22 protein-coding genes and 1 tRNA gene are annotated in these 23,095 nt (G+C 70.6%); 13 read left to right on the plus strand and 10 right to left on the minus strand.

The features are described 5' to 3' along the window. The first annotated feature begins 30 nt into the window (after positions 1 to 30). Positions 31 to 104, plus strand: a tRNA-Met gene (locus tag GQF42_RS28605). Positions 105 to 258: 154 nt separating this feature from the next. On the opposite strand, the gene GQF42_RS28610 is transcribed toward GQF42_RS28605, so the two are convergent. Then, positions 259 to 675, minus strand: coding sequence for a Fur family transcriptional regulator (locus GQF42_RS28610; protein WP_158924554.1), 417 nt, complete (start codon positions 673 to 675; stop codon positions 259 to 261). 156 nt (positions 676 to 831) lie between these two features. Between GQF42_RS28610 and GQF42_RS28615 the strand changes: the two genes are divergently transcribed. Then, the gene (locus tag GQF42_RS28615) at positions 832 to 2,283 is read left to right on the plus strand and encodes a catalase (RefSeq protein WP_158924556.1); all 1,452 of its coding nucleotides are present in this window, start codon (positions 832 to 834) and stop codon (positions 2,281 to 2,283) included. Between the two features lie 292 nt (positions 2,284 to 2,575). Here the strand turns inward: GQF42_RS28615 and GQF42_RS28620 are convergent, their stop codons facing one another. Continuing rightward, the gene (locus GQF42_RS28620; RefSeq protein WP_158924558.1) at positions 2,576 to 2,971 is read right to left on the minus strand and encodes a CBS domain-containing protein; all 396 of its coding nucleotides are present in this window, start codon (positions 2,969 to 2,971) and stop codon (positions 2,576 to 2,578) included. A gap of 161 nt (positions 2,972 to 3,132) precedes the next feature. After that, positions 3,133 to 3,933 (minus strand): histidinol-phosphatase, encoded by an 801-nt coding sequence (gene hisN / locus GQF42_RS28625; RefSeq protein ID WP_158924560.1) that lies wholly within the window; start codon positions 3,931 to 3,933, stop codon positions 3,133 to 3,135. A 197-nt stretch (positions 3,934 to 4,130) separates the two neighbouring features. Here hisN and GQF42_RS28630 point away from each other — a divergent pair, with 197 nt between their 5' ends. Beyond that, complete coding sequence (locus tag GQF42_RS28630; RefSeq protein WP_199272836.1) at positions 4,131 to 4,736, plus strand: TetR/AcrR family transcriptional regulator; 606 nt, start codon at positions 4,131 to 4,133, stop codon at positions 4,734 to 4,736. A 94-nt stretch (positions 4,737 to 4,830) separates the two neighbouring features. Here GQF42_RS28630 and GQF42_RS28635 read toward each other — a convergent pair whose 3' ends face one another. The 4 genes from GQF42_RS28635 to GQF42_RS28650 all read right to left on the minus strand — a co-directional run bounded on the left by GQF42_RS28635 (position 4,831) and on the right by GQF42_RS28650 (position 8,328). After that, on the minus strand, positions 4,831 to 5,154 hold the full coding sequence (locus GQF42_RS28635; RefSeq protein WP_158924562.1) for a DMT family transporter: 324 nt from the start codon (positions 5,152 to 5,154) through the stop codon (positions 4,831 to 4,833). Positions 5,155 to 5,238: 84 nt separating this feature from the next. Next, positions 5,239 to 6,249: a ribosome small subunit-dependent GTPase A gene (gene rsgA, locus GQF42_RS28640; protein WP_158924564.1), complete on the minus strand. Its 1,011-nt coding sequence runs from the start codon at positions 6,247 to 6,249 to the stop codon at positions 5,239 to 5,241. 11 nt (positions 6,250 to 6,260) lie between these two features. Then, positions 6,261 to 7,577, minus strand: a complete 1,317-nt coding sequence (gene aroA, locus GQF42_RS28645; RefSeq protein ID WP_158924566.1) for a 3-phosphoshikimate 1-carboxyvinyltransferase — start codon at positions 7,575 to 7,577, stop codon at positions 6,261 to 6,263. Positions 7,578 to 7,605: 28 nt separating this feature from the next. Continuing rightward, complete coding sequence (locus tag GQF42_RS28650; protein ID WP_158924568.1) at positions 7,606 to 8,328, minus strand: M50 family metallopeptidase; 723 nt, start codon at positions 8,326 to 8,328, stop codon at positions 7,606 to 7,608. Between the two features lie 105 nt (positions 8,329 to 8,433). Here GQF42_RS28650 and GQF42_RS28655 point away from each other — a divergent pair, with 105 nt between their 5' ends. The 10 genes from GQF42_RS28655 to GQF42_RS28700 all read left to right on the plus strand — a co-directional run bounded on the left by GQF42_RS28655 (position 8,434) and on the right by GQF42_RS28700 (position 18,423). After that, entirely contained in the window at positions 8,434 to 9,249 is an 816-nt protein-coding gene (locus GQF42_RS28655) for an SOS response-associated peptidase (protein ID WP_158924570.1), read from the plus strand. A 1-nt stretch (position 9,250) separates the two neighbouring features. Beyond that, positions 9,251 to 9,877, plus strand: coding sequence for an alpha/beta hydrolase family protein (locus GQF42_RS28660; RefSeq protein WP_158924572.1), 627 nt, complete (start codon positions 9,251 to 9,253; stop codon positions 9,875 to 9,877). 256 nt (positions 9,878 to 10,133) lie between these two features. Continuing rightward, positions 10,134 to 10,829 (plus strand): RNA polymerase sigma factor SigR, encoded by a 696-nt coding sequence (gene sigR / locus GQF42_RS28665; protein ID WP_199272837.1) that lies wholly within the window; start codon positions 10,134 to 10,136, stop codon positions 10,827 to 10,829. Continuing rightward, positions 10,826 to 11,128: a mycothiol system anti-sigma-R factor gene (gene rsrA, locus GQF42_RS28670; protein ID WP_158924576.1), complete on the plus strand. Its 303-nt coding sequence runs from the start codon at positions 10,826 to 10,828 to the stop codon at positions 11,126 to 11,128. Before sigR ends, rsrA begins: the two co-directional genes overlap by 4 nt. A 138-nt stretch (positions 11,129 to 11,266) precedes the next feature. Next, positions 11,267 to 12,571 (plus strand): HD-GYP domain-containing protein, encoded by a 1,305-nt coding sequence (locus GQF42_RS28675; RefSeq protein ID WP_158924578.1) that lies wholly within the window; start codon positions 11,267 to 11,269, stop codon positions 12,569 to 12,571. Then, positions 12,568 to 13,860, plus strand: coding sequence for an HD-GYP domain-containing protein (locus GQF42_RS28680; protein WP_158924580.1), 1,293 nt, complete (start codon positions 12,568 to 12,570; stop codon positions 13,858 to 13,860). The genes GQF42_RS28675 and GQF42_RS28680 overlap by 4 nt, the downstream gene beginning before the upstream one ends. Positions 13,861 to 13,960: 100 nt before the next feature. Beyond that, entirely contained in the window at positions 13,961 to 14,941 is a 981-nt protein-coding gene (locus tag GQF42_RS28685) for a hypothetical protein (protein WP_158924582.1), read from the plus strand. 87 nt (positions 14,942 to 15,028) lie between these two features. Further along, positions 15,029 to 15,679, plus strand: a complete 651-nt coding sequence (gene def / locus GQF42_RS28690) for a peptide deformylase (RefSeq protein ID WP_158924584.1) — start codon at positions 15,029 to 15,031, stop codon at positions 15,677 to 15,679. A 291-nt stretch (positions 15,680 to 15,970) separates the two neighbouring features. Next, a complete protein-coding gene (gene cyc1, locus GQF42_RS28695; protein ID WP_158930706.1) occupies positions 15,971 to 17,056 on the plus strand; it encodes an epi-isozizaene synthase in 1,086 nt (361 codons plus the stop codon). Next, complete coding sequence (locus GQF42_RS28700) at positions 17,053 to 18,423, plus strand: bifunctional albaflavenone monooxygenase/terpene synthase (protein ID WP_158924586.1); 1,371 nt, start codon at positions 17,053 to 17,055, stop codon at positions 18,421 to 18,423. Before cyc1 ends, GQF42_RS28700 begins: the two co-directional genes overlap by 4 nt. A 32-nt stretch (positions 18,424 to 18,455) precedes the next feature. On the opposite strand, the gene GQF42_RS28705 is transcribed toward GQF42_RS28700, so the two are convergent. From GQF42_RS28705 to GQF42_RS28720, 3 genes are all read right to left on the minus strand, one after another. Continuing rightward, on the minus strand, positions 18,456 to 19,418 hold the full coding sequence (locus tag GQF42_RS28705; protein ID WP_158924588.1) for a GlxA family transcriptional regulator: 963 nt from the start codon (positions 19,416 to 19,418) through the stop codon (positions 18,456 to 18,458). Between the two features lie 247 nt (positions 19,419 to 19,665). Then, positions 19,666 to 20,685 carry a ribonucleotide-diphosphate reductase subunit beta gene (locus GQF42_RS28715; protein WP_158924591.1) on the minus strand — a complete coding sequence of 340 codons (1,020 nt, stop codon included), beginning with the start codon at positions 20,683 to 20,685 and terminating at the stop codon, positions 19,666 to 19,668. Further along, on the minus strand, positions 20,685 to 23,054 hold the full coding sequence (locus tag GQF42_RS28720; RefSeq protein ID WP_158924593.1) for a ribonucleoside-diphosphate reductase subunit alpha: 2,370 nt from the start codon (positions 23,052 to 23,054) through the stop codon (positions 20,685 to 20,687). Before GQF42_RS28720 ends, GQF42_RS28715 begins: the two co-directional genes overlap by 1 nt. Positions 23,055 to 23,095: the final 41 nt, after the last annotated feature.

A 23,095-nucleotide genomic window follows, 5' to 3' on the forward strand; every position in this document is an offset into this window, starting at 1 on the left:
ACCTCCCTCACGTAATGTCGTGTTCACCGACGCGGGGTGGAGCAGCTCGGTAGCTCGCTGGGCTCATAACCCAGAGGTCGCAGGTTCAAATCCTGTCCCCGCTACTCAAGGCCGAGGGCCGGAATCCAGAGATGGATTCCGGCCCTCAGTCGTTTTCGGACATCCGGGCCGCCAGAAGATTCCGGACCGCGAGAAGAACCCGGCAAACAAAAAGAGGGGGCTTGCGCCCCCTCCTGCTCGCGGTGTGCGGCGTGCGGCTTACGCGCCCGCGCAGTCCGGGCACAGCCCCCGGTACGTCACCTCGACGTCCGACACCGTGAAGCCGAAGCGCTCCGTGTCGGGGAGGTCGGCGAGCGGGTTGCCCGTCGGGTGGACGTCGCGGATCGAGCCGCAGCGGGCGCAGACCAGGTGGTGGTGCGGGCGGTGCGCGTTCGGGTCGTACCGCTTGGCGCGCTTGTCCGTGGAGACTTCCAGCACCTCGCCGAGGGAGACCAGCTCACCCAGGGTGTTGTAGACGGTCGCCCGGGAGATCTCCGGGAGCTTCGCGACAGCGCGCGCATGGACCTCGTCGGCCGTCAGGTGGACGTGCTCGCCGTCCAGGACCTCGGCCACCACGCGTCGCTGCGCGGTCATCCGCCATCCGCGTCCACGCAGCCGTTCCAGAAGGTCGCTCATGGCTACCAGCCTAACAGCAGGGAGCACCAGGACGGGAATAGGTGTGAGATTGGAACACTGTTTGACTTAGATCTAGTCCAATGTAGGATCGAGAACGGCTTTGGCCACAGGACAGGACTGGGACAGGACTGGTCAGGAATGACGCAGGAGGCGCACGTGACGCAGGGACCGCTCACCACGGAGGCCGGTGCTCCGGTCGCCGACAACCAGAACAGCGAGACGGCGGGCGTCGGCGGGCCGGTCCTGGTCCAGGACCAGCTGCTGCTGGAGAAGCTCGCCCACTTCAACCGGGAGCGCATCCCCGAGCGCGTCGTGCACGCGTGCGGTGCGGGTGCGTACGGCACCTTCACGGTGACGGCGGACGTCACGCCGTACACGCGCGCCGCCTTCCTCTCCGAGGTCGGCAAGGAGACCGAGGTCTTCCTGCGCGTCTCGACCGTGGCCGGAAACCTCGGCGCGGCGGATGCCGTCCGAGATCCGCGCGGCTTCGCGTTGAAGTTCTACACCGAGGAGGGCAACTACGACCTCGTCGGCAACAACACCCCGGTCTTCTTCATCCGGGACGCGATCAAGTTCCCGGACTTCATCCACACCCAGAAGCGCGACCCGTACACGGGCTCCACGGAGGCCGACAACGTCTGGGACTTCTGGGGGCTCAGCCCCGAGTCGACCCACCAGGTGACCTGGCTGTTCGGCGACCGCGGCATCCCGGCGTCGTACCGGCACATGAACGGCTACGGCTCGCACACCTATCAGTGGAGCAACGGGGCGGGCGAGGTCTTCTGGGTCAAGTACCACTTCAAGACCGATCAGGGGATCAAGAACCTCACGGCGGACGAGGCCGCGGTGCTCGCGGGCAAGGACCCCGACTCGCACCAGCGCGACCTGCGCGAGGCGATCGAGCGCGGGGACTTCCCGACCTGGACCGTGCAGGTGCAGATCATGCCGGCGGCGGACGCGGCGACGTACCGCTTCAACCCGTTCGACCTCACCAAGGTGTGGCCGCACGAGGACTACCCGCCGATCGAGATCGGCAAGCTGGAGCTGAACCGCAACCCGCAGAACGTCTTCGCCGAGGTCGAGCAGTCGATCTTCTCGCCCGCGCACTTCGTGCCGGGCATCGGCCCCTCGCCCGACAAGATGCTCCAGGGCCGGCTCTTCGCGTACGGCGACGCGCACCGCTACCGCGTCGGCATCAACGCCGACCACCTGCCGGTGAACCGCCCGCACGCCACCGAGGCGCGCACCAACTCCCGGGACGGCTTCCTCTACGACGGCCGGCACGGCGGGGCGAAGAACTACGAGCCGAACAGCTTCGGCGGTCCGCAGCAGACGGGCCGTGCGCTGTGGCGGTCCACCTCCGTCGACGGCCTCACGGGCAACCACCCGACCCCGGTGCACGCCGAGGACGACGACTTCGTCCAGGCGGGCAACCTCTACCGGCTGATGTCGCAGGAGGAGAGGGAGCGGCTGGTCGCGAACCTGGCGGGGGCGCTCGCGCCGGTCTCGCGCGAGGACATCGTCGCGCGGGCGATCGGTAATTTCGCGAGCGCCGACGCCGACTTCGGCAAGCGGCTGGAGGCGGCGGTGCAGGCGCTGCGCGGCTGAGTCGGCGCCACTGGCCGGCGGCACTGCCCGTGCCGCGGCCAGTGCCTCGAGGTCCTGGGGGAGCCCCAGGGCGGGCCGGACCCCACGGTGCTCGGGGTCCGGCCCGTTCCGCTTGCCCCGAGCCGTGCCGGGAGCGTGGCGAGGCCATGTCCGCAGCGAAGCCACGCCTGAGCCAGGCCGTGCCCTGAGCCGGGCCGTGCCCGGAGCCGAGCCGTGCCCGGAGTCGGGCCGTGCCCGGAGCGGAGCCCCGTCCCGTGCCCTGAGCCGAGCCGTGCCCGGAGCGGAGCCGGGCCTAGAGCGCAGGTGCGGGCTCGCGGGCGGGGAGCCAGCAGCGGATGATGTCGCGGACCGAGACGATGCCGGCCACCTCGCCGTGGTCGAGGACGATCAGATGCCGGAAGCCGCCTTGGGTCATGGCGCGGGCGGCCTCGTGAAGGGTCCAGGTGGGGGCGGCGAAGACTACGTCGGTGGTGGTGTGGGCGTGGGTGCGTTCCGTGTCCGGGTTCTGGCCGAGCCCGACGGAGTTGAGGATGTCGCGTTCGGTGAGGATGCCGATGCCGCCGGCGTCCGGGTCGAAGACCACGGCGGCGCCGATGCGGCGGGCGGACATCAGTGTGGCCGCCTGGCGGAGTGTGTGGGCAGGGCCGAGGGTGAGGATCACCGTGCTCATGGCGTCACGGACCAGCATGGATGGGCCACCTCCTAGGAATCCGCACGACGTGGATTCACAAGTTCACAAGTGGGGTAGCGCCAGAGTGACAGGTAAAGGCCGGGTCAACAAGAGGGCGCGCGTGGTGAGTTGAGGGCGCGCCCGGGTTACTCCTGGTGCTGCTCGGGTTCCCCTGCTGTTCAGTGACGCGGGTTCAGATACGCCAGCAGCTCGTCATGGAGCAGGCCGTTGGACGCGGCCGCGTTGCCGCTGTGCGGACCCGGGCGGCCGTCGAGGCCCGTGAAGGCGCCGCCGGCCTCGGTGACGACGATCGCGGTGGCCGCCATGTCCCACAGGGACAGTTCCGGCTCGGCGCAGATGTCGATCGAGCCCTCCGCGACCATCATGTACGGCCAGAAATCGCCGTACGCGCGCGTGCGCCACACCTGGCGGGTGAGGTCCAGGAAGCCGTCCAGCCGGCCCTGCTCCTCCCAGCCGGAGAGGGAGGAGTAGGCGAAGGAGGCGTCCGAGAGCTTGCCGACGCCGGAGACGTGGAGACGGCTGGCGGCGGTGAGGTTTCGGCCGGTGAAGGCGCCGTGGCCCTTCGCGGCCCACCAGCGGCGGCCGAGGGCAGGGGCGGAGACGAGGCCGACGACGGGGTGGTACCCGCCCTCTCCCGCCTCCGTCAGGGAGATGAGCGTGGCCCAGACGGGGACACCGCGGATGTAGTTCTTGGTGCCGTCGATCGGGTCGATCACCCAGCGGCGGGGTCCGGTGCCTTCGGTGCCGTACTCCTCGCCGAGGACCGAGTCCCGGGGGCGGGCGCGCTGGAGCTGGCCGCGGATGAGTTCCTCCGCCGCTTTGTCCGCTTCACTGACGGGAGTCATGTCCGGCTTCGTCTCCACCTTCAGGTCGAGGGCCTTGAAGCGGTCCATGGTGGCGGCGTCGGCGGCGTCCGCGAGGACGTGGGCGAGGCGCAGGTCGTCCAGATAGTCCGGCATACAGGGAACGGTATCGGCCAAGGTCGGGTCGGGGCCAGCGTGGACACGGTGCACTGGGGTTTCCCGAGAAGTTACGAGAGGTTCCGCGGAGGTTCCCAAGAGGCCGGGAGAACCGTGCGTGCGCTCGCGAACCCTTGACAGTGCCTACCGGCGCGTCAAATCTGGGCGCAGAACTGGTCTGGCCCAGGGAGGCGCTGATGCCTGCTGCCCGGGAGTCCCTACTGGACGCCGCCTTCACGGCGCTTGCGCGCCGGCCGTGGTCCGCGGTGCGGATGGTCGATGTGGCCGCGGCGGCCGGGGTGTCCCGGCAGACCCTGTACAACGAGTTCGGCAGCAAGGACGGCCTGGCCCGGGCGCTGGTGCGGCGGGCGGCCGATCGCTACCTCGCCGGCGTCGAGCGGGCACTCGCCGGCTCCGTCGAGCCCTGCGAGCGGCTCACCGCGGTCGCCGAGTGGACCAGATGGGCCGCTCAGGAGGACGTGCTGATCCGGGCCCTGCTCACCGGCTGCTGGAGCGAGCGGCTGCCCGCTCCGCCGCTCGCCGCCGTGCCGTCCTCCTCCGCGGTGCCCGCACAGCGCCGGGCGGACGGGCCGCTGCCGACGCCCCACGACTTCCTGCGGATCGTGCGGGACCGCGCGGTCACCGCCCTGGCCGGACCCACCGCCACCGCCGTCGACCCCGCCGATCTGGCCCACCCCTGCGAACTGGTCGTACGCCTCGCGCTGTCCTGCGTCGCGGCCCCGCCTGGGGAGGGCGGAATGGCGGAACTGGTCCGCGCGGTGGTTCCTCGGCAGGCGGCGTGAACCACAGGACCGCCACACGGATCACGGAACTGCCATGAGGATCCAGGCAGTTGGCAGACGGCCTCGCCGCCGAGCGGTTCGCCGCCGTGCAGAGCTAGTGCGCTGAACCCGACAGCTGCAGACCGATGATTCCGACGATGACGAAACTGATCGACACGATCTTCAGCGTGGAGACCAGGTCGCCGAGGAAGACCATGCCGTAGATCGCGGTGCCCGCGGCGCCGATGCCGGTCCACACCGCGTACGCGGGGCCGACGTCCAGTTTCTTCAGGGACAGGGTCAGCAGGCCGAAGCTGCCGAGGGCGAACGACGCGAAGGCGACCGTCGGCCACAGGCGGGTGAATCCGTGCGAGAGCTTCAGGCAGACGGCGAAACCGGTCTCGAGAATCCCGGCCACGACGACCAGCAGCCACGCCATGCGCTGTCCTCCCGTTGATCCGGATCACCGGCTCGGTGCGATTATGCACTTACCGGCCGTACGCCCCGGCAAACAACGCGGGCGTCAGTCCCCTTCCCGGCGCTCCCTGGTGGCCAGCAGCCGACGCAGCGAATACAGCCGCGCAGGGTCCGCGTGCCCCTCCTCGACCCAGGCGTCCAGCGCGCAGTCCGGCTCGTCGTGGCTGCATGCGCGCGGGCAGCCCGCCGTGCCCGGCTCCAGGTCGGGGAAGGCGTGGATCACCCGGAACGGGTCGATGTGCGCGAGCCCGAAGGAACGTACGCCCGGGGTGTCGATGACCCAGCCCTCGTCCCCGCCGAGAGGAAGGGCCAGGGCGGAGGTCGTGGTGTGCCGGCCGCGGCCGGTGACCGCGTTGACGTGTCCCGTCGTACGCCGCCGCTCCTGCGGAACGAGTGCGTTGACCAGCGTCGTCTTGCCGACGCCCGAGTGCCCGACGAACGCGGTGATCCGGCCGTCCAGATGCGCGCGCACCCGGTCCGCCGCGTCCCCGTTCTCCAGCTCCTCGCGGCTGGTGACGACGTACGGGATGTCGAGGTCGCCGTACAGCTCCAGCAGCTTGTCCGGCGGAGCCAGGTCCGACTTCGTCATCACCAGCAGCGGCTCCAGGCCGCCGTCGAAGGCGGCCACCAGACAGCGGTCGATCAGACGCGGGCGGGGTTCGGGGTCGGCGAGCGCCGTGACGACGGCCAGCTGGTGGGCGTTCGCCACGACCACCCGCTCGTACGGATCGTCGTCGTCGGCGGTGCGGCGCAGCACCGAGGCGCGCTCCTCGATGCGCACGATCCGGGCCAGGGTGTCCTTCCTGCCGGACAGGTCGCCGACCAGCGCCACCCGGTCGCCCACCACGGCGGCCTTGCGGCCCAGTTCGCGGGCCTTCATCGCCATGACCGTGCGGTCGCCGACCAGACAGGTCAGCCGGCCCCGGTCGACGGTGAGGACCATTCCTTCGGCCGCGTCCTCGTGCTTGGGCCGGATGTTCGTCCGCGGCCGGTTGCCCTTGCGGTTGGGACGGGTACGGATGTCGTCCTCGTCGGTGTGCTTGCCGTAGCGGCGCATGGCGTACGTCCCTACTGCCCGAGCATCCCGGTCCACAGCTCGGGGAAGTCCGGCAGGGTCTTGGCCGTCGTCGCCACGTTCTCGATGAGCACGCCCTCGACCGCCAGGCCGAGGATCGCGCCGGCGGTCGCCATGCGGTGGTCCTCGTAGGTGTGGAAGGTCCCGCCGTGCAGCGGGCGCGGGCGGATGTGCAGACCGTCGGCCGTCTCCGTGACGTCACCGCCCAGTTCGTTGATCTCCTTGGTGAGCGCGGCCAGCCGGTCCGTCTCGTGCAGTCGCAGATGGGCCACGCCGCGCAGCGTGGAGGGGGAGTCCGCGAGGGCCGCCACGGCCGCGATGCCGGGGGTCAGCTCGCCGACGTCGCCGAGGTCCACGTCGATCCCGTGGATGGCACCCGAACCGGTGAACATCAGCCCGTAGTCGGTGAGTTCGCAGGAACCCCCCATCTCGGTGAAGATCTCCCGCAGCCGGTCACCGGGCTGCGTGGTCCGCTCCGGCCAGTCGGGGACGACCACCTTGCCGCCGGTCACCAGCGCCGCCGCCAGGAACGGCTGGGCGTTGGACAGGTCCGGCTCGATCGTCAGGTCCCGGCCGAGCAGCGCACCCGGCGTCACCCGCCACACGTTCGGCTCGCCGCCGGACTCCGGGGTGTCCACCTGGGCGCCGACCGCGCGCAGCATGTCCACGGTCATCCGGATGTGCGGCACGGAGGGCAGGGTCGCGCCGGTGTGGCGGACCTCGACGCCCTGGTTGAAGCGCGGGCCGGAGAGCAGGAGAGCCGACACGAACTGGGAGGACGAGGAGGCGTCGACCGACACCGGGCCGCCGTCCAGTGCCCCGCCGCCGTGCACGGTCAGCGGCAGCGCGCCCCGGCCGTCGTCATCGATCCGGGCGCCGAGCACGCGCAGCGCGTCGATCACACCGCTGAGCGGGCGCTCGTAGGACCGCGGGTCGCCGTCGAACCGGATCGGACCGTCGGCCAGTGCGGCGACCGGCGGCAGGAAGCGCATCACCGTGCCGGCGTTGCCGACGTCGACCGTGGCCGGGCCGTGCAGGCCGGTCGGCAGCACCCGCCAGGCCTCACCCGTGCCGTCGGGGCCGACCCCTTCCTCGATCTCCACGCCCATGGCCCGCAGCGCGCCCGCCATCAGCAGGGTGTCGCGGGAGCGCAGCGGGCGGCGCAGCCAGCCCGGCTCGGAGGCGAGGGCGGCGAGGACGAGGGCGCGGTTGGTGACCGACTTGGACCCCGGCACGTGGACCGTCGCGTCGACGGCTCCGCTCGCGTGCGGGGCGGGCCAGAGTGCGGGAAGGGCGGTGTTCGGGGCCATGGGCCCACTTTATAAGGAGGGTCGGCCGTCAACCTTCCAGCAGCCAGCGCCCCCCGCCGATGAGCGAGCACACCGACACCGCGTGGAACAGGAACAGCCACAGTCCCGCGGGGACGTGCGTCAGCCGGGACAGCTGGTCCGCGTCCGAGTCGCCCGCCCCGCCCCGGGTGCGCTTCGCCTGCAGTTCGAAGGGCGGCCGGACCCCGCCGAGCAGCAGGAACCACACCACCGCGTAGGCGAACGCCGCCTGCACCTGGGGCCCCGCCAGCCAGGACACCAGCACGAAGGCGCCCCCGGCCAGGACGACGGTCAGGACGCCGTACGCGTTGCGGATCATCACCAGCATCGTCACCAGCAGGGCCGTCGCGACCCAGAGCAGGAGGGTGATCCGGCCGGCGGCCAGCAGGGCGGCTCCTCCCAGTCCCAGCAGGGAAGGCGCGGTGTACCCCGCCGCCGCCGTGAGGATCATGCCCAGCCCGTACGGCTTGCCCCGGCTGACCGTGAGGCCGCTGGTGTCGGAGTGCAGCCGGATGCCGGTGAGCTGCCGGCCGGTGAGCAGGGCGATCAGACCGTGGCCGCCCTCGTGCGCGATGGTGACCGCGTTGCGCGATATGCGCCACACCGGGTGCGGGGCGACGACGGCCAGCGCGGCGGCGAGCGTCGCGATCACCACCCACAGGTCGGGGTCGGGCTGGGTGCCGGTGAGCCGGTCCCAGAGGCCGGGCAGCGAGGTGGCGGCGAGGCTGTCCATTCCGGTGGTGGCTCCCTGTCGTCGTGATCGGAGAGGAGTCGGCGCGAAGCGCCGTCGTCGTGGGGTGGTGGTCGGGTGACGGGTGGGCCTGGCAGTGTGGCACGTATGTGCGGACGGTATGCATCGAGTCGTAGGCCCGAGGATCTCGCAGGAGTCTTCGAGGTCGAGAAGTGGGATCCCGAGGAGACTCTGGAGCCCGACTACAACGTGGCGCCGACCAAAGAGGTCTACGCCGTCCTCGACCGTCCCCTGAAAGACGCGGACTCCCCGCGTCCGGTTCGCCAGCTGCGCAAGCTCAAGTGGGGACTGGTGCCGTCCTGGGCCAAGACGCCCGAGGGTGGCGCCCGGATGATCAACGCGCGCGCGGAGACCGTGCACGAGAAGCCGTCCTACCGGCGCGCCTTCGCCGCCCGGCGCTGCATCCTGCCCGCCGACGGCTACTACGAGTGGGTCACCGGGACGCAGGAACGGGATCTGGAGGTCGAGGGCAAGAAGAAGCGGCCCCGCAAACAGCCGTACTTCGTGCTGCCCGCCGACGGCTCGGTGTTCGCGATGGCCGGGCTGTACGAGTTCTGGCGCGACCGCACCCTGCCCGACGACCACCCGCAGGCCTGGTGGGCCACCTGCTCGGTGATCACCACGGAGGCCGAGCGGACCCCGCTGGCCGTGGCCCCCGCCCAGGGCCCGGGCACGCTCGCCGAGATCCACCCCCGGATGCCGCTGATGCTCACCCCGGACCGCTGGGACGCCTGGCTCGACCCGGCCCGCACCGACCCCGACGCCCTGCGCGACCTGCTCGCCCCGCCCCCGCCCGGTCTGCTGCGCGCCTACCCGGTCTCCACGGCCGTCAGCAACGTCCGCAACAACGGCGCGGAGCTGCTGAAGGAGCTTGAGGCGCCGGAAGAGGGCACACTCTTCTAGCGTGATCGAGATTGTCGAGACCGACGCCGGGACCGCACGCATCACCTGGCACAAGGCGAAGAGGCCCGCACTCGTCCTTGCCGTGAGCCATGGCGCGGGAGGCGGCATCGAGGCCCGCGACCTGATGGCGCTCGCGGCAGCCCTGCCCGCGCACGGCGTCACCGTCGCCCTGGTCGAGCAGCCCTGGCGGGTCGCGGGCCGGAAGGTCGCGCCCGCCCCCAGGACGCTGGACACCGGATGGCGCGGGATCTGGCCCGCGCTGGCCGGGATGGAGCTGCCGGTGATCTCCGGCGGCCGCAGCGCCGGTGCCCGGGTCGCCTGCCGTACCGCCACCGAGCTGGGCGCGCACGCCGTGCTCGCGCTGAGCTTCCCGCTGCACCCGCCGGGCAAGCCGGAGAAGTCCCGCGCCGAGGAGCTGCTCGGGACCGGGGTGCCCACACTCGTCGTCCAGGGCGGCAACGACCCCTTCGGCCGGCCGGCCGAGTTCCCCAGGGGCTCGTACGAACTGATCGAGGTGCCGTACGGCGATCACGGGTTCGCGGTGCCCAAGCGCGCGGAGATCACCCAGGAGCGGGCCCTGGAGATCATCACCGACGGTGTCGTGAAGTGGGCCGCGTCACTCGGGTGACGGCCGGGAATGTTGCGTGACACACCACTGTTGTGGCGGACAGAAGTGCTGAGGCCTCGGCACCGACGTCGTAGGGAAGGAAGTCCGCCGCATGGGTTCGACCATCTGCCCGGCCCGCAGCAGCAGTACTGACCTGGACTGGACGGTGCTGCAGGCGGCCAAGACGGCACCTATTCGAGCGGCGGCAGGCACCGGTCGTGTTCTATCCTCCGAATCGAGTGGGACCGGTCTCGGTCCTGCCCGGGATCTTGAGGAGGTGGGTGCGGTCACCGGTACCGACGCAGGGACCGACAACGGCCAGGCGGAGCAGCCCGAGGGCCGGGGCGTGGGCGCGGAGGCGGCCTCCGAGTCCAGCACGGAGCGCAGTGCGCGCTTCGAGCGGGACGCGCTCGAATACCTCGACCAGATGTACTCGGCCGCGCTGCGCATGACGCGCAACCCGGCCGACGCCGAGGACCTGGTGCAGGAGACGTATGCCAAGGCGTACGCGTCCTTCCACCAGTTCCGTGAGGGCACCAACCTCAAGGCGTGGCTGTACCGGATCCTCACCAACACGTTCATCAACTCCTACCGCAAGAAGCAGCGCGAGCCGCAGCGCTCCGCCGCGGAGGAGATCGAGGACTGGCAGCTCGCCCGCGCCGAGTCGCACATGTCGACGGGTCTGCGCTCCGCCGAGTCGCAGGCGCTCGACCACCTGCCCGACTCGGATGTGAAGGAAGCGCTGCAGGCGATCCCCGAGGAGTTCCGCATCGCCGTCTATCTCGCGGACGTAGAGGGCTTTGCGTACAAGGAGATCGCGGACATCATGGGGACACCCATCGGTACGGTGATGTCCCGGCTGCACCGGGGCCGCCGTCAACTGCGCGGCATGCTGGAGGACTATGCCCGTGACCGCGGGCTGGTACCGGCGGGCGCCGGGGAGTCGGACGAAGCGAAAGGCTCGGGCTCATGAGCTGCGGAGAGTCGCACGAGACGGACTGCAGTGAGGTCCTCGACCATCTGTACGAGTTCCTCGACAGCGAGATGCCGGACGTCGATCGCGACAAGTTCCAGCACCACTTCGAGGAGTGCTCTCCGTGCCTGGAGAAGTACGGCCTGGAGCAGGCCGTGAAGAAGCTGGTCAAGCGGTGCTGCGGGCACGACGACGTGCCCGCGGACCTGCGCGCCAAGGTCATGGGGCGGATCGACCTGATCCGCTCCGGGCAGGCCGTGCCGGAACACGACGTCACCGCCACGGCCCAGGACGGCTGAGCGCCCGCTCCCGGAGCGCGGACCGCCCCGGTCATCACCCGAACGTGCTAATCCTCAGGTCATAAGCCCCCTGCCCCGCCGTTCCCGCCCTAGGCTCCGAGCCTGGACAGGCACGGTCCACGGTCGGGGAGGGGCGCGATGGAGGCGGTTCCGGCGAGAGCGCGCGGCTATGTGGCCGCCGTCGCGGTGCTGGCGCTGCTCTGCCTGCTGCCGCTGCCGACGGTACGCACCCCGTGGTGGGCGCTGGGCCTGCTCACCGCGCTCTACGCCGCCTGCGAGTACGCCGTACGGCGTCGCTTCGGCTCCACCTTCCACCCCGTTCTGCTCGCCGCGGCGTTCCTGCTGCCCGCGCCGGCTGCCGCGCTCGTTCCGCTGCCCGCCGCCCTGCTCTGCCCGGTCGAGCACCGGCCCGCCCTGCTGCGGCGGCTGTGGCGGGCCGCGCGGCCCGCGCTCGCCGTGTGGGGCGCCGCCAAGGTGCACTGGACGCTCGGCGGCCGGGACGCCGTCGTCGGCTCCGACTTCCCCTACGCCCTGCTGCCCGCAGGCGCGGCCGTCCTCGCCTTCTGCCTGATCCTCACCGTCCTCGACGGCGGCATCCTCGCCTTCGCCGAACGCGTACCCCTGCGCCGGGCCTGGCGCGGGCTGCTGTCCCGCTCGCTCGCGCCGGTCGCCGTGCACGGACTCGCCGGGCTGATGATGGCCGTGCTGTGGCGCAGCCCGTACGGCCCGGTCGCCGCGCTGCTCGTACTGCTGCCGATGTGGGTCTCCTGGTGGATCTTCGCCCAGTACCACCGCGAACGCGCCGCCCACCAGGCCACCATCCGGGCCCTCGTACAGGCCGTCGACATCAAGGACGGCTACACCCGCGGCCACAGCGAACGCGTCGGCCAGGCCTCCGTGCTGATCGCGCGCGAACTCGGCATGGACGACGACCGCGTGGAGGTGCTGCGCTTCGCCGGCATCCTGCACGACGTCGGCAAACTCGGCGTCCCCACCCGGCTGCTGCGCAAGGAGGGGCCGCTGACTCCCGAGGAGCGCCGGATCATCGAACTGCATCCCGAGTACGGCCATGAGATGGTCCGCGGGATCTCCTTCCTCGGCGAGGCCCGCGCCGCGATCCTGCACCACCACGAACGCCTCGACGGCAGCGGCTACCCCTACGGCCTCGCCGGCTCCGGGATCCCCGAGTGCGCCCGGGTCGTCGCCGTCGCGGACGCCTTCGACGCGATGACCTCCACCCGCTCCTACCGCCGGGCCCGGCCCGTCGAGACGGCTGTCGCCGAGCTGGAGCGCTGCGCCGGTACGCAGTTCGACCCCCGGATGGTCGAGGCGCTGGCCCGGGCCCTGCGCCGTCAGGGCTGGCATCCCACGGTCACCGCCGACGAACCGGCGCACGAGACGGCACCCCGGCAGCGGGCGGCCGGCACCGGGACACCCCGGTGACCGCCCTGCGGCTGATCCACGGCGCCGCCGCCCTCACCGCGGCCGGATCCCTCGCCGCCACTCTCGGCACCGGACTCACGGGCCGGGGCGTCGCGCTCGCCTTCGGGGTGCTCATAGCCGTCGGTGAGCTGACCCGGTGGAGCGACGCCGAGGCGGGCCGGGCCGCGCCGCTGGCCGCCGCGGGCTCGCTGGCGTACGCCCTGCTCGGCGACGACGCCGGACGGCCCACCGGACATCACGCCGACCAGGTCGTCACCGTCGTCCTCGTCGCCTCCGTGCTCGGTGCCGTCCCGCACATCTGGTCCGGTCGCACCCCCACCCTCGACCACCTCGCCCGCCGCGTCCTCACCGTCGGATTCGCCGCCGTCTGCTTCCAACCCCTGTACAACCAGCGCCTGTTCGCCTCCTGGAACGGCCCCGCCTACGCCCTGCTCCTCATCGCCCTGCTCGGCCTCACCGGCCTGTGCGACGCGGTCCTGGCCGCCGCCCTCGCCCACTGCCGCACCCACTGGCCGTTCGCCCCGCTGCTGCGCGAGGAACTGCGCGGACTGCTCGGGATCGGCTCCGCCGTCGGCGCGACCGGCGCGGTGATGGCGCTCGCGGTCGCCGTCGTCGGCCTGTGGGCGCTGCCCGTGTTCTGTCTGCCCCTGCTGCTCACCCAGCTGTCCGTGCGGCGGTACGCCGCCGTCCGCGCCACCTACCGGCAGACCATCGCCTCCCTCGCCCGCGCCACCGAGATTGCCGGCTGCACCCCCACGGGCCACGCCCGCCGGGTCGCCGCGCTCAGCCTCGCCGTCGGCCGCGATCTCGGGCTGGCCGGAGGCGAACTGACCGTTCTGGAGTACGCGGCCCTCATGCACGACATCGGCCAGCTCAGCCTCGTCGACCCGGTCCCGGCCGGTGCCACGGCCGGGCTGCCGCCGGCGCAGCAGCGCCGGATCGCGCTGCTCGGCGGAGCCGTGGTCCGGCAGACCGGGGTGGACGCGGCCGTCGCCGTCGTGGTCGAGCGGCAGGCCGACCCGTGCCGGGAACAGCCCCTGGCCGCGCGGATCGTCCGGGCCGTGAACGCCTATGAGGAGAAGACCCGGGACGCCGGCCCCGAAGGCCCCTTGCGGGCACTGGAGGAGCTGCGGCTCACCGCCGCCGGGGACTACGCACCGGAGGTGGTCGAGTCACTCGCCCGGGTGCTGGCCCAGCCGCGTGGCTGGTGCCGGACCGCGCCGGCGCAAGGGGACGGGAGACATACGGCACTGTCTGACCCCACCCTCGGCTGGGTAACCCATGGGTAATGAGCGCCTTTCCCACCGTACGTGGTTGGATGCGAGGGAGAGGGTGTCCGGGGGCACAAGCCAGCCCACTGTGCGGAACTGGAACTGGCAGGCGGGAATCGTGAGGATCTTCGGCAAGGGACGGCACCGGCCCTCCGCCTCCTGGCGGCAGGCCACCGACCGAGCGTTCACGCTCATCGGAGACGGCCGCTACGAGGACGCGGGCGAGCTGCTGACGCGGGCCGCCGACCTGGAACCCTGGCTGTCGGAGTCGTGGTTCAACCTTGCCCTGCTGCACAAGTTCCGGCACGACTGGGAGCAGGCCCGCGCGGCCGGACTGCGCGCCGTCGCCCTGCTGGACCGGGAGACCGGAACGCCCGACTGGTGGAACGTCGGCATCGCCGCCACCGCCCTGCAGGACTGGCCGCTGGCACGCCGCGCCTGGCAGGCGTACGGCCTGAAGGTGCCCGGCGGTGCCACCACGGCCGGGGAACCGGCCGGCATGGAGCTGGGCAGCGCGGCCGTGCGGCTCTCGCCGGAGGGCGAGGCCGAGGTCGTGTGGGGCCGCAGGCTGGACCCGGCGCGGATCGAGGTGCTGTCCATCCCGCTTCCCTCCTCCGGACGACGCTGGGGCGAGGTCGTGCTGCACGACGGCGTCCCGCACGGCGAGCGCACGACGTCCGCCGGCCATGCCTACCCGGTCTTCGACGAGATCGAGCTGTGGGCGCCCTCGCCCGTGCCGACCTGGGTGGTCCTGCTGGAGGCGGCCACGGAGGCGGACCGGGACGCGCTGGAGCAGCTGGCCGCCGACGCCGGGTTCGCCGCGGAGGACTGGTCCTCCTCGGTGCGGCTGCTGTGCCGGATGTGCTCGGAGTCCCGGATGCCCTCCGACGAGGGCGAGGGCGTGCATCTGGATCCGCACGACCACAGCGAGCCCGGTCACCCCGGCCCGCTGGGCCACCGGACGGACGGGCAGCTGTGGGTGCCGGAGCGGGAGTGCGGGGTCGCGGCGCCGGCCTCCCTCGTGCGGGGGCTGCTGGACGGGTGGATCGCGGACAGCCCGGACTCCAGGGACTGGCGGGATCTCGAAGAGGTTTGCTGAGCCGCCGATGACCAGCCACCTTTAGTCTGTACTCGAGACTTTTTCGCTCGGGACTTTTCCAAGGTTGCAGGAAGGCGTACGTCGGTCATGGCGCAGCAGGACACCGATCAGCAGCACGCGGGCGTGCTCCCCGTCGACGACGAGGGCTATGTCGTCGACACGGAGGACTGCGAGGAGCGCGAGAAGGCCTGGCGGGAGCGCGGGGCCTCGCGGCCGATCACGGTCGTCGGCAACCCGGTGCTGCACAAGGAGTGCAGGGACGTCACCGAGTTCGGCGACGAGCTGCAGCAGCTGGTCGCGGACATGTTCGCGAGCCAGCGCACCGCCGAGGGCGTGGGCCTGGCCGCCAACCAGATCGGTGTCGACCTGAAGGTCTTCGTCTACGACTGCCCGGACGACGACGGTGTCCGGCACACCGGTGTGGTGTGCAACCCCAAGCTGGTCGAGCTGGCGGCCGACAGGCGCCGGCTGGACGACAGCAACGAGGGCTGCCTGTCCGTGCCCGGCGCCTACGCGCCGCTCGCGCGTCCCGACTATGCCGAGGTGACCGGCCAGGACGAGCGGGGCAACCCGATCAAGGTCCGTGGCACCGGCTACTTCGCGCGCTGTTTGCAGCACGAGACCGACCACCTCTACGGCTACCTGTACATCGACCGGCTGTCCAAGCGGGACCGCAAGGACGCGCTGCGCCAGATGGCCGAGAACGAGCCACGTTATCCGGTGATCGCCAACGACTAGGCCCCATCGAGCCGTTGGGACGCCCGGCCGGGATCACTCCCGGTCGGGCGTCCTTCGTATGGCCGGGCTTCGCTCATCCGTGCGTCGTACAACTGATCCCGTCCGGCCCCCTAGTGATCCCTAACCGGTCACGCAAGGGGGGATTCTCGGCACCTTGGGGTAGTGAGTGGAGCAAATCCGTTCCCATGACGGTCAGTTGTGGTGCTGAATGGAGCGGCGGGGATACGCAACGGCGCACGCCCGGCACAACAGGAGGGGTGTGCGCTCCTGGCGGCTGAGAGGGGTTTGTTCGTGCAAGCTTTCCCACACAGCACCACAGCGACACCGACGGCGGTCGTAGTACCACCCTCACTGGCACTCCCGGTGATCGAGTCCGCCTTTCCCCGGCAACTGCATCCGTATTGGCCGCAGCTCCAGGAGAAGACACGGCTCTGGCTGCTGGAAAAGCGGCTCATGCCGGCGGGCAAGGTGCAGGAATATGCCGACGGACTGTGCTACACCGACCTGATGGCGGGCTTCTACGTGAACGCCGCCGACGAGGTCCTGCAAGCCATCGCCGACTACAGCGCATGGTTCTTCGTCTGGGACGACCGCCATGATCGCGACATCGTGCACGGCCGGGTGGGCGACTGGCGGCGGCTGCGCTACCGCCTGCACGCGGCCCTCGACGCACCCAGGCACCATCTGCACCATCCGGACCCCTTGGTCGCGGGGTTCGCGGACAGTGTGCTGCGGCTGTACGGCTTCCTGCCGCGCACCTGGAACCAGCGGTTCTCCCGGCACTTCCATACCGTGATCGAGGCCTACGACCGGGAATTCCGCAATCGAACCGAGGGATATGTGCCGGGCGTCGAGGAATATCTCGCCCTGCGTCGGCACACCTTCGCCCACTGGATATGGACGGATCTGCTCGAGGTGAGCGCCGGATGCGAACTCCCGGACGCCGTGCGGAAGAACCCGGCCTTTCGCCGGGCCGCACTGCTCACCCAGGAATTCGCCGCCTGGTACAACGATCTGTGCTCGCTGCCGAAAGAAATAGCGGGCGATGAGGTCCACAATCTCGGCATCTGCCTCATCAGCCACGAGGGACTGACTCTCGAAGAAGCCGTCGACGAAGTGAGGCGGCGTGTGGAGGAGTGCATCCGAGACTTCATCGAGGCCGAGCAGGAAGCCCTGCAATTCGCCGACGCAATTGCCGACGGAAGCATCCGGGGAAAGGAACTGAGCACTGCGGTGCGAGACAGCGTCGGCAATATGCGGAACTGGTTCAGCTCCGTCTACTGGTTCCACCACGAGTCCGGCCGGTACATGGTCGACAGCTGGGACGACCAGTCCACGCCCCCGTACGTCACCAACGAAGCGGTAGGTGAGAAATGACCCTCGACTCTGTGGAGCCCGTGACCACCGAGGCGGCCGAGCTGCGCGAGCCGCCGCTGGCCGGCGGTGCCGTGCCGGTCCTCGGGCACGGCCTGAAGCTCGTCCGCGACCCGCTCGCCTTCATGTCGGGCCTGCGGAACCACGGTGACGTCGTACGCCTGAAACTGGGCCCCAAGACGGTGTACGCCGTCACCACGCCGGCGCTCACCGGTGCGCTCGCGCTCAGCCCCGACTTCAAGATCGACGGCCCGCTGTGGGAGTCCCTCGAGGGGCTGCTCGGCAAGGAGGGCGTGGCCACCGCCAACGGTCCCCGGCACCGCCGCCAGCGACGCACCATACAGCCCGCGTTCCGGCTCGACGCCATCCCCGGCTACGGGCCGATCATGGAGGAGGAGGCGCATCGGCTCACCGAGCGCTGGAAACCCGGTGAGACCGTCGACTGCACCTCGGAGTCCTTCCGGGTCGCCGTGCGCATCGCCGCCCGCTGCCTGCTGCGCGGCGAGTACATGGACGAGCGTGCCGAGCGGTTGAGCGCGGACCTCGCCACGGTCTTCCGCGGCATGTACCGCCGGATGGTCGTCCCGCTCGGACCGCTGTACCGACTGCCGTTTCCGGCCAACCGCGAATTCAACCGGGCCCTGGCCGATTTGCATCTCCTGGTCGACGAGATCGTGGCCGAGCGGAGGGCATCTGGTCAAAAGCCGGACGATTTGCTGACGGCATTGCTGGAAGCGAAGGACGACAATGGCGACCCCATCGGGGAACAGGAGATCCACGATCAGGTCGTCGCGATAGTCACCCCGGGCAGCGAAACGGTGGCCTCCACGATCATGTGGCTGCTCCAAGTCCTTGCCGCGCACCCGGAACACGCGGAGAAGGTACGGACCGAGGTCGAATCCGTGACCGGTGGTCGACCCGTCGCATTCGAGCACGTCCGCGCACTCACCCACACCAACAATGTCGTCGTCGAGGCCATGCGGCTCAGGCCGGCCGTATGGATATTGACGCGGCGCGCGGTGACCGAAACCTCACTCGGCGGCTATCGCATTCCGGCCGGGGCGGACATCGTCTACAGCCCGTACGCCATCCAGCGCGACGCCCGCTCCTACGACCGCAACCTCGACTTCGACCCCGACCGGTGGCTTCCGGAGCGGGCCAAGCAGGTGCCCAAGCACGCCATGAGCCCCTTCAGCACGGGCAACCGCAAGTGCCCCAGCGACCACTTCTCCATGACCCAGCTGACCCTGATCACCGCGGCGATCTCGGCGAAGTACCGCTTCGAGCAGGTCACCGGGTCCAACGACAGCACCCGGGTGGGCATCACGCTGCGCCCGCACGACCTGCTGCTGCGACCGATGCCCTGGTGACCCAGGGGGCCACACCTGATACCGGCGTGCGCTCACGCGGCGTGGGGGCCGCGGAACGTGCGCCGGTAGGCGTTCGGGGTGGTGCCGAGCGCCCGGACGAACTGATGCCGCAGCGCCGCCGCCGTACCGAACCCGGTGCGCCAGGCGATCGCGTCCACGGTCTCGTCGGTCCCCTCCAGCAACGCCTGGGCGCGCAGCACCCGTTGGCGCAGAATCCAGCGGTACGGCGTGGTCCCGGTCTCCTGCTGGAAGCGGCGGGCGAAGGTGCGTGGCGACATGTGCGCGCGGGCGGCGAGCTGCTCGACGGTCACCTCCGCCTCGAGGTGCTCCTCCATCCACACCAGCACCTCGCCGACGGTGTCGCACGAGCCTCTGGGCAGCGGCCGCTCGATGTACTGTGCCTGCCCGCCGTCCCGGTGCGGCGGTACCACCATCCGCCGGGCGATCTTGTTGGCGACCTCCGGGCCCTGCTCCTTGCGCACGATGTGCAGGCAGGCGTCGATCCCGGCGGCCGTACCGGCGGACGTGATCACCGGATCCTCGTCGACGTACAGCACATCCGGCTCGACGGCTATCCGCGGATAGCGCCGGGCCAGCTGCTCGGCGTGATGCCAGTGCACCGCGCACCGCCGGTCCTCCAGCAGCCCCGCGGCGGCCAGCAGGAACACCCCTGAGCAGACGCTCAGCACCCGCGCGCCCCGCCCGACGGCCCGCCGCAGGGCGTCCAGCAGCTCCTCGGGATAGTCCCGTTCGACGTAGGAGTCACCGGCCGGTACGGCGATGAGGTCGGCCTCCTCCAGCCGCTCCAGCCCGTAGGGCGTGGACACGGTGAACCCGCAGCGGGTGCCGAGCGTCGGCCCCTCGGCCGAGACCACGGCGAAGTCGTAGACCGGCAGCCCCTCGTCCCGGCGGTCGATGCCGAAGACCTCGCACACGACGCCCAGTTCGAAGGGATGCACCCCCTCGAGCAATACGGCGGCCACGTTCTTCAGCATGCTGCCAGTGTGCCTCGTCAGTGGCAGTATTTCGAGGGTGTCCGGCAGTCCTGCCACTGCCGGTCAGCAGTGTCGGGCGCGACAGTGGTGTCATGAACGGAAACCAGATCCAAGGCCTCATCGGCATGGTGCTCACCCTCGGAATCCTGCTCCTCCTCGTCCTCCCCTCCGCCGTCGGTGCCGTGCGCGAACGGCGCATCGACCGACAGCTCAGGGAGGCCGGGAAGAGAGCGGGAAGAGAGCAGGATCAGAAGTCCTCGTCCAGGTCGACGGTGCCCTCGACCGCGACCTGGTACGCCGACGGACGGCGCTCGAAGAAGTTCGTCAGCTCCTGAACGCCCTGCAGCTCCATGAAGGAGAACGGGTTCTCCGAGCCGTACACCGGGGCGAAGCCGAGGCGCGTGAGGCGCTGGTCCGCAACGCACTCCAGGTACTGGCGCATCGACTCGGTGTTCATGCCCGGCAGGCCGTCACCGCACAGGTCGCGGGCGAACTGCAGCTCGGCCTCGACGGCCTCCTTCAGCATGTCGACGACCTCCTGCTGCAGCTCGTCGTCGAAGAGATCCGGCTCCTCCTTGCGGACGGTGTCGACCACGTCGAAGGCGAACGACATGTGCATGGTCTCGTCGCGGAACACCCAGTTGGTGCCGGTGGCGAGGCCGTGCAGCAGACCCCGGCTGCGGAACCAGTAGACGTACGCGAAGGCGCCGTAGAAGAACAGGCCCTCGATGCACGCGGCGAAGCAGATCAGGTTGAGCAGGAAGCGGCGGCGGTCGGCCTTCGTCTCCAGCCGGTCGATCTTGTCCACCGAGTCGATCCACTTGAAGCAGAACTCGGCCTTCTCGCGGATGGACGGGATGTTCTCCACCGCCGCGAAGGCCGCCGCCCGGTCCTCCGGGTCGGGGAGGTAGGTGTCCAGCAGCGTCAGGTAGAACTGGACGTGCACGGCCTCCTCGAAGAGCTGACGGCTCAGGTACAGCCGCGCCTCGGGGGAGTTGATGTGCTTGTACAGCGTCAGCACCAGGTTGTTCGCGACGATCGAGTCACCCGTCGCGAAGAAGGCGACCAGCCGGCCGATGAGGTGCTGCTCCTCGGGCGTCAGCTTCGCGAGGTCGGCGACGTCCGAGTGGAGGTCGACCTCCTCGACGGTCCAGGTGTTCTTGATCGCGTCCCGGTAGCGCTCGTAGAAGTCCGGGTAGCGCATGGGGCGCAGAGTCAGCTCGAAGCCCGGGTCGAGCAGGTTGGCGTTACGGGTGGTGGTGCTCATTACTGGCAGGCCTCGCAGGACTCGGGGTTTTCCAGGGAGCAGGCGACGGCGTCGGGGTCGGCGGCCTGCTGGACGGGGATGCCGGCGGTGCTCTGCGCCTGGGCCGCGCGGGCGATCCGCGTCGCCGGGCGGGAGCGCAGGTAGTACGTCGTCTTCAGGCCCGACTTCCAGGCGTACGCGTACATCGAGGAGAGCTTGCCGATGGTCGGCGTCTCCAGGAACAGGTTCAGGGACTGCGCCTGGTCCAGGAACGGGGTGCGGGCCGCGGCCATGTCGATCAGGCCGCGCTGCGGGATCTCCCACGCCGTGCGGTACAGCGCCCGCACCTCCTCGGGGATCCACACGAAACCCTGCACCGAGCCGTTGGAGTCGCGCAGCGCCTCACGGGTGCGCGCGTCCCACACGCCGAGGTTCTTCAGGTCCTGCACCAGGTACGAGTTGACCTGCAGGAACTCACCGGACAGCGTCTCGCGCTTGAACAGGTTCGACACCTGCGGCTCGATGCACTCGTACACGCCCGCGATGGAGGCGATGGTCGCCGTCGGGGCGATGGCGAGCAGCAGCGAGTTGCGCATGCCGACGGACGCGACGCGCCTGCGGAGCGCGTCCCAGCGCTCGGGCCAGGTCAGCTCGGTGTCGTAGTGGTCCGGGTGCAGCACGCCCTGGGCCGTACGGGTCTTCTCCCAGGCCGGCAGCGGGCCGCTGCGCTCGGCGAGGTCGGTGGAGGCCTCGTACGCGGCAAGCATGATCCGCTCGGCGATCCGCGTCGACAGGGCCCTGGCCTCGGCGGAGTCGAAGGGCAGACGCAGCTTGAAGAAGACGTCCTGCAGACCCATCGCCCCGAGGCCGACCGGACGCCACCTGGCATTGGAGCGGCCCGCCTGCTCGGTCGGGTAGAAGTTGATGTCCACGACCCGGTCGAGGAAGGTCACGGCCGTGCGGACGGTCTCGTCCAGCCGCTCCCAGTCGATGTCGCCGCGCGCCGCGTCGACGAAGGCACCCAGGTTCACGGATCCCAGGTTGCAGACCGCCGTCTCGCCGTCGTCCGTGACCTCCAGGATCTCCGTGCAGAGGTTGGAGGAGTGGACCACGTGACCGGGCAGGGCCGTCTGGTTGGCGGTGCGGTTGGCCGCGTCCTTGAAGGTCATCCAGCCGTTGCCGGTCTGCGCGAGGGTGCGCATCATGCGGCCGTACAGCTCGCGGGCCGGGATGGTCTTCTTCGCCAGGCCCGCCTGCTCGGCCTTGCGGTAGGCGGCGTCGAACTCCTCGCCCCACAGGTCCACCAGCTCCGGCACGTCGGCCGGGGAGAACAGCGACCACTCGGCGTCCGCGTTCACCCGGCGCATGAACTCGTCCGGGATCCAGTGCGCGAGGTTCAGGTTGTGCGTACGGCGGGCGTCCTCACCGGTGTTGTCCCGCAGCTCCAGGAACTCCTCGATGTCGGAGTGCCAGGTCTCCAGGTAGACGGCCGCGGCACCCTTGCGCCGGCCGCCCTGGTTCACGGCGGCCACCGAGGCGTCCAGCGTCTTGAGGAACGGGACGATGCCGTTGGAGTGCCCGTTGGTGCCCCGGATCAGCGAACCGCGGCTGCGGATACGGGAGTACGACAGCCCGATGCCGCCCGCGTGCTTGGAGAGCCGGGCAACCTGGTGGTAGCGGTCGTAGATGGAGTCCAGCTCGTCCAGCGGGGAGTCGAGCAGGTAGCAGGACGACATCTGCGGGTGCCGCGTACCGGAGTTGAAGAGCGTGGGGGAGGACGGCAGGTAGTCGAGGCGGCTCATGAGCCGGTAGAGCGCGGCGACTTCGTCGACGGAGCGTGCGGTGTCGTCCTCGGCGAGTCCGGCGGCCACCCGGAGCATGAAGTGCTGCGGAGTCTCGATCACCTTGCGGGTGATCGGGTGCCGCAGCAGATAGCGGCTGTGCAGGGTGCGCAGGCCGAAGTAGCCGAAGCGGTCGTCGGCGCCGGTGTCGATCAGGGCGTCGAGGCGGGCCGCGTGCAGCCGCGCGAACTCCGCGGTGCGGTCGGCGATCAGGCCCTCGCGGTGACCGACGGCCACGGACTCGGTGAAGGACGTCACGCCCTGCGAGCCGGCCTCGGCGCGGATGGAGAGGGTCAGTAGCCGGGCGGCCAGCCGCGAGTAGGCGGGGTCCTCGGAGATGAGCCCGGCGGCGGCCTCGGTGGCCAGTTCGCGCAACTCCGCCTCGTCGGCCCGGGCGGACCGGCCGCGCAGCGCGGCGGCGGCGACCCGGCCGGGGTCGGCGTCGGGGAGGTCGGCGGTCAGCTCGGTCAGGGTCCGCAGCAACGCGGTACCGGGACCGTCGGTGTCCAGGCCGCTGGCTGAAGCCGGATCTGCTGGCGCGATGGTCACGTGGGGCTCTCCCTCGCTCGGCACGGGGGCCTTGCGGAGGG

Origin of the sequence: Streptomyces broussonetiae, assembly GCF_009796285.1 — a bacterium.
Taxonomy (GTDB): Bacteria; Actinomycetota; Actinomycetes; order Streptomycetales; family Streptomycetaceae; genus Streptomyces; species Streptomyces broussonetiae.

Coding starts and splice junctions, on each gene's coding strand:
- GQF42_RS28655 (WP_158924570.1), top strand. CDS start 8,434: ATGTGCGGACGGTATGCATCGAGTCGTAGGCCCGAGGATCTCGCAGGA.
- hisN (WP_158924560.1), bottom strand. CDS start 3,933: ATGCCGGACTATCTGGACGACCTGCGCCTCGCCCACGTCCTCGCGGAC.
- rsrA (WP_158924576.1), top strand. CDS start 10,826: ATGAGCTGCGGAGAGTCGCACGAGACGGACTGCAGTGAGGTCCTCGAC.
- GQF42_RS28705 (WP_158924588.1), bottom strand. CDS start 19,418: ATGCTGAAGAACGTGGCCGCCGTATTGCTCGAGGGGGTGCATCCCTTC.
- GQF42_RS28675 (WP_158924578.1), top strand. CDS start 11,267: ATGGAGGCGGTTCCGGCGAGAGCGCGCGGCTATGTGGCCGCCGTCGCG.
- GQF42_RS28700 (WP_158924586.1), top strand. CDS start 17,053: ATGACCCTCGACTCTGTGGAGCCCGTGACCACCGAGGCGGCCGAGCTG.
- aroA (WP_158924566.1), bottom strand. CDS start 7,577: ATGGCCCCGAACACCGCCCTTCCCGCACTCTGGCCCGCCCCGCACGCG.
- GQF42_RS28620 (WP_158924558.1), bottom strand. CDS start 2,971: ATGCTGGTCCGTGACGCCATGAGCACGGTGATCCTCACCCTCGGCCCT.
- GQF42_RS28610 (WP_158924554.1), bottom strand. CDS start 675: ATGAGCGACCTTCTGGAACGGCTGCGTGGACGCGGATGGCGGATGACC.
- def (WP_158924584.1), top strand. CDS start 15,029: ATGGCGCAGCAGGACACCGATCAGCAGCACGCGGGCGTGCTCCCCGTC.
- GQF42_RS28630 (WP_199272836.1), top strand. CDS start 4,131: ATGCCTGCTGCCCGGGAGTCCCTACTGGACGCCGCCTTCACGGCGCTT.
- rsgA (WP_158924564.1), bottom strand. CDS start 6,249: ATGCGCCGCTACGGCAAGCACACCGACGAGGACGACATCCGTACCCGT.
- GQF42_RS28650 (WP_158924568.1), bottom strand. CDS start 8,328: ATGGACAGCCTCGCCGCCACCTCGCTGCCCGGCCTCTGGGACCGGCTC.
- GQF42_RS28715 (WP_158924591.1), bottom strand. CDS start 20,685: ATGAGCACCACCACCCGTAACGCCAACCTGCTCGACCCGGGCTTCGAG.
- GQF42_RS28635 (WP_158924562.1), bottom strand. CDS start 5,154: ATGGCGTGGCTGCTGGTCGTCGTGGCCGGGATTCTCGAGACCGGTTTC.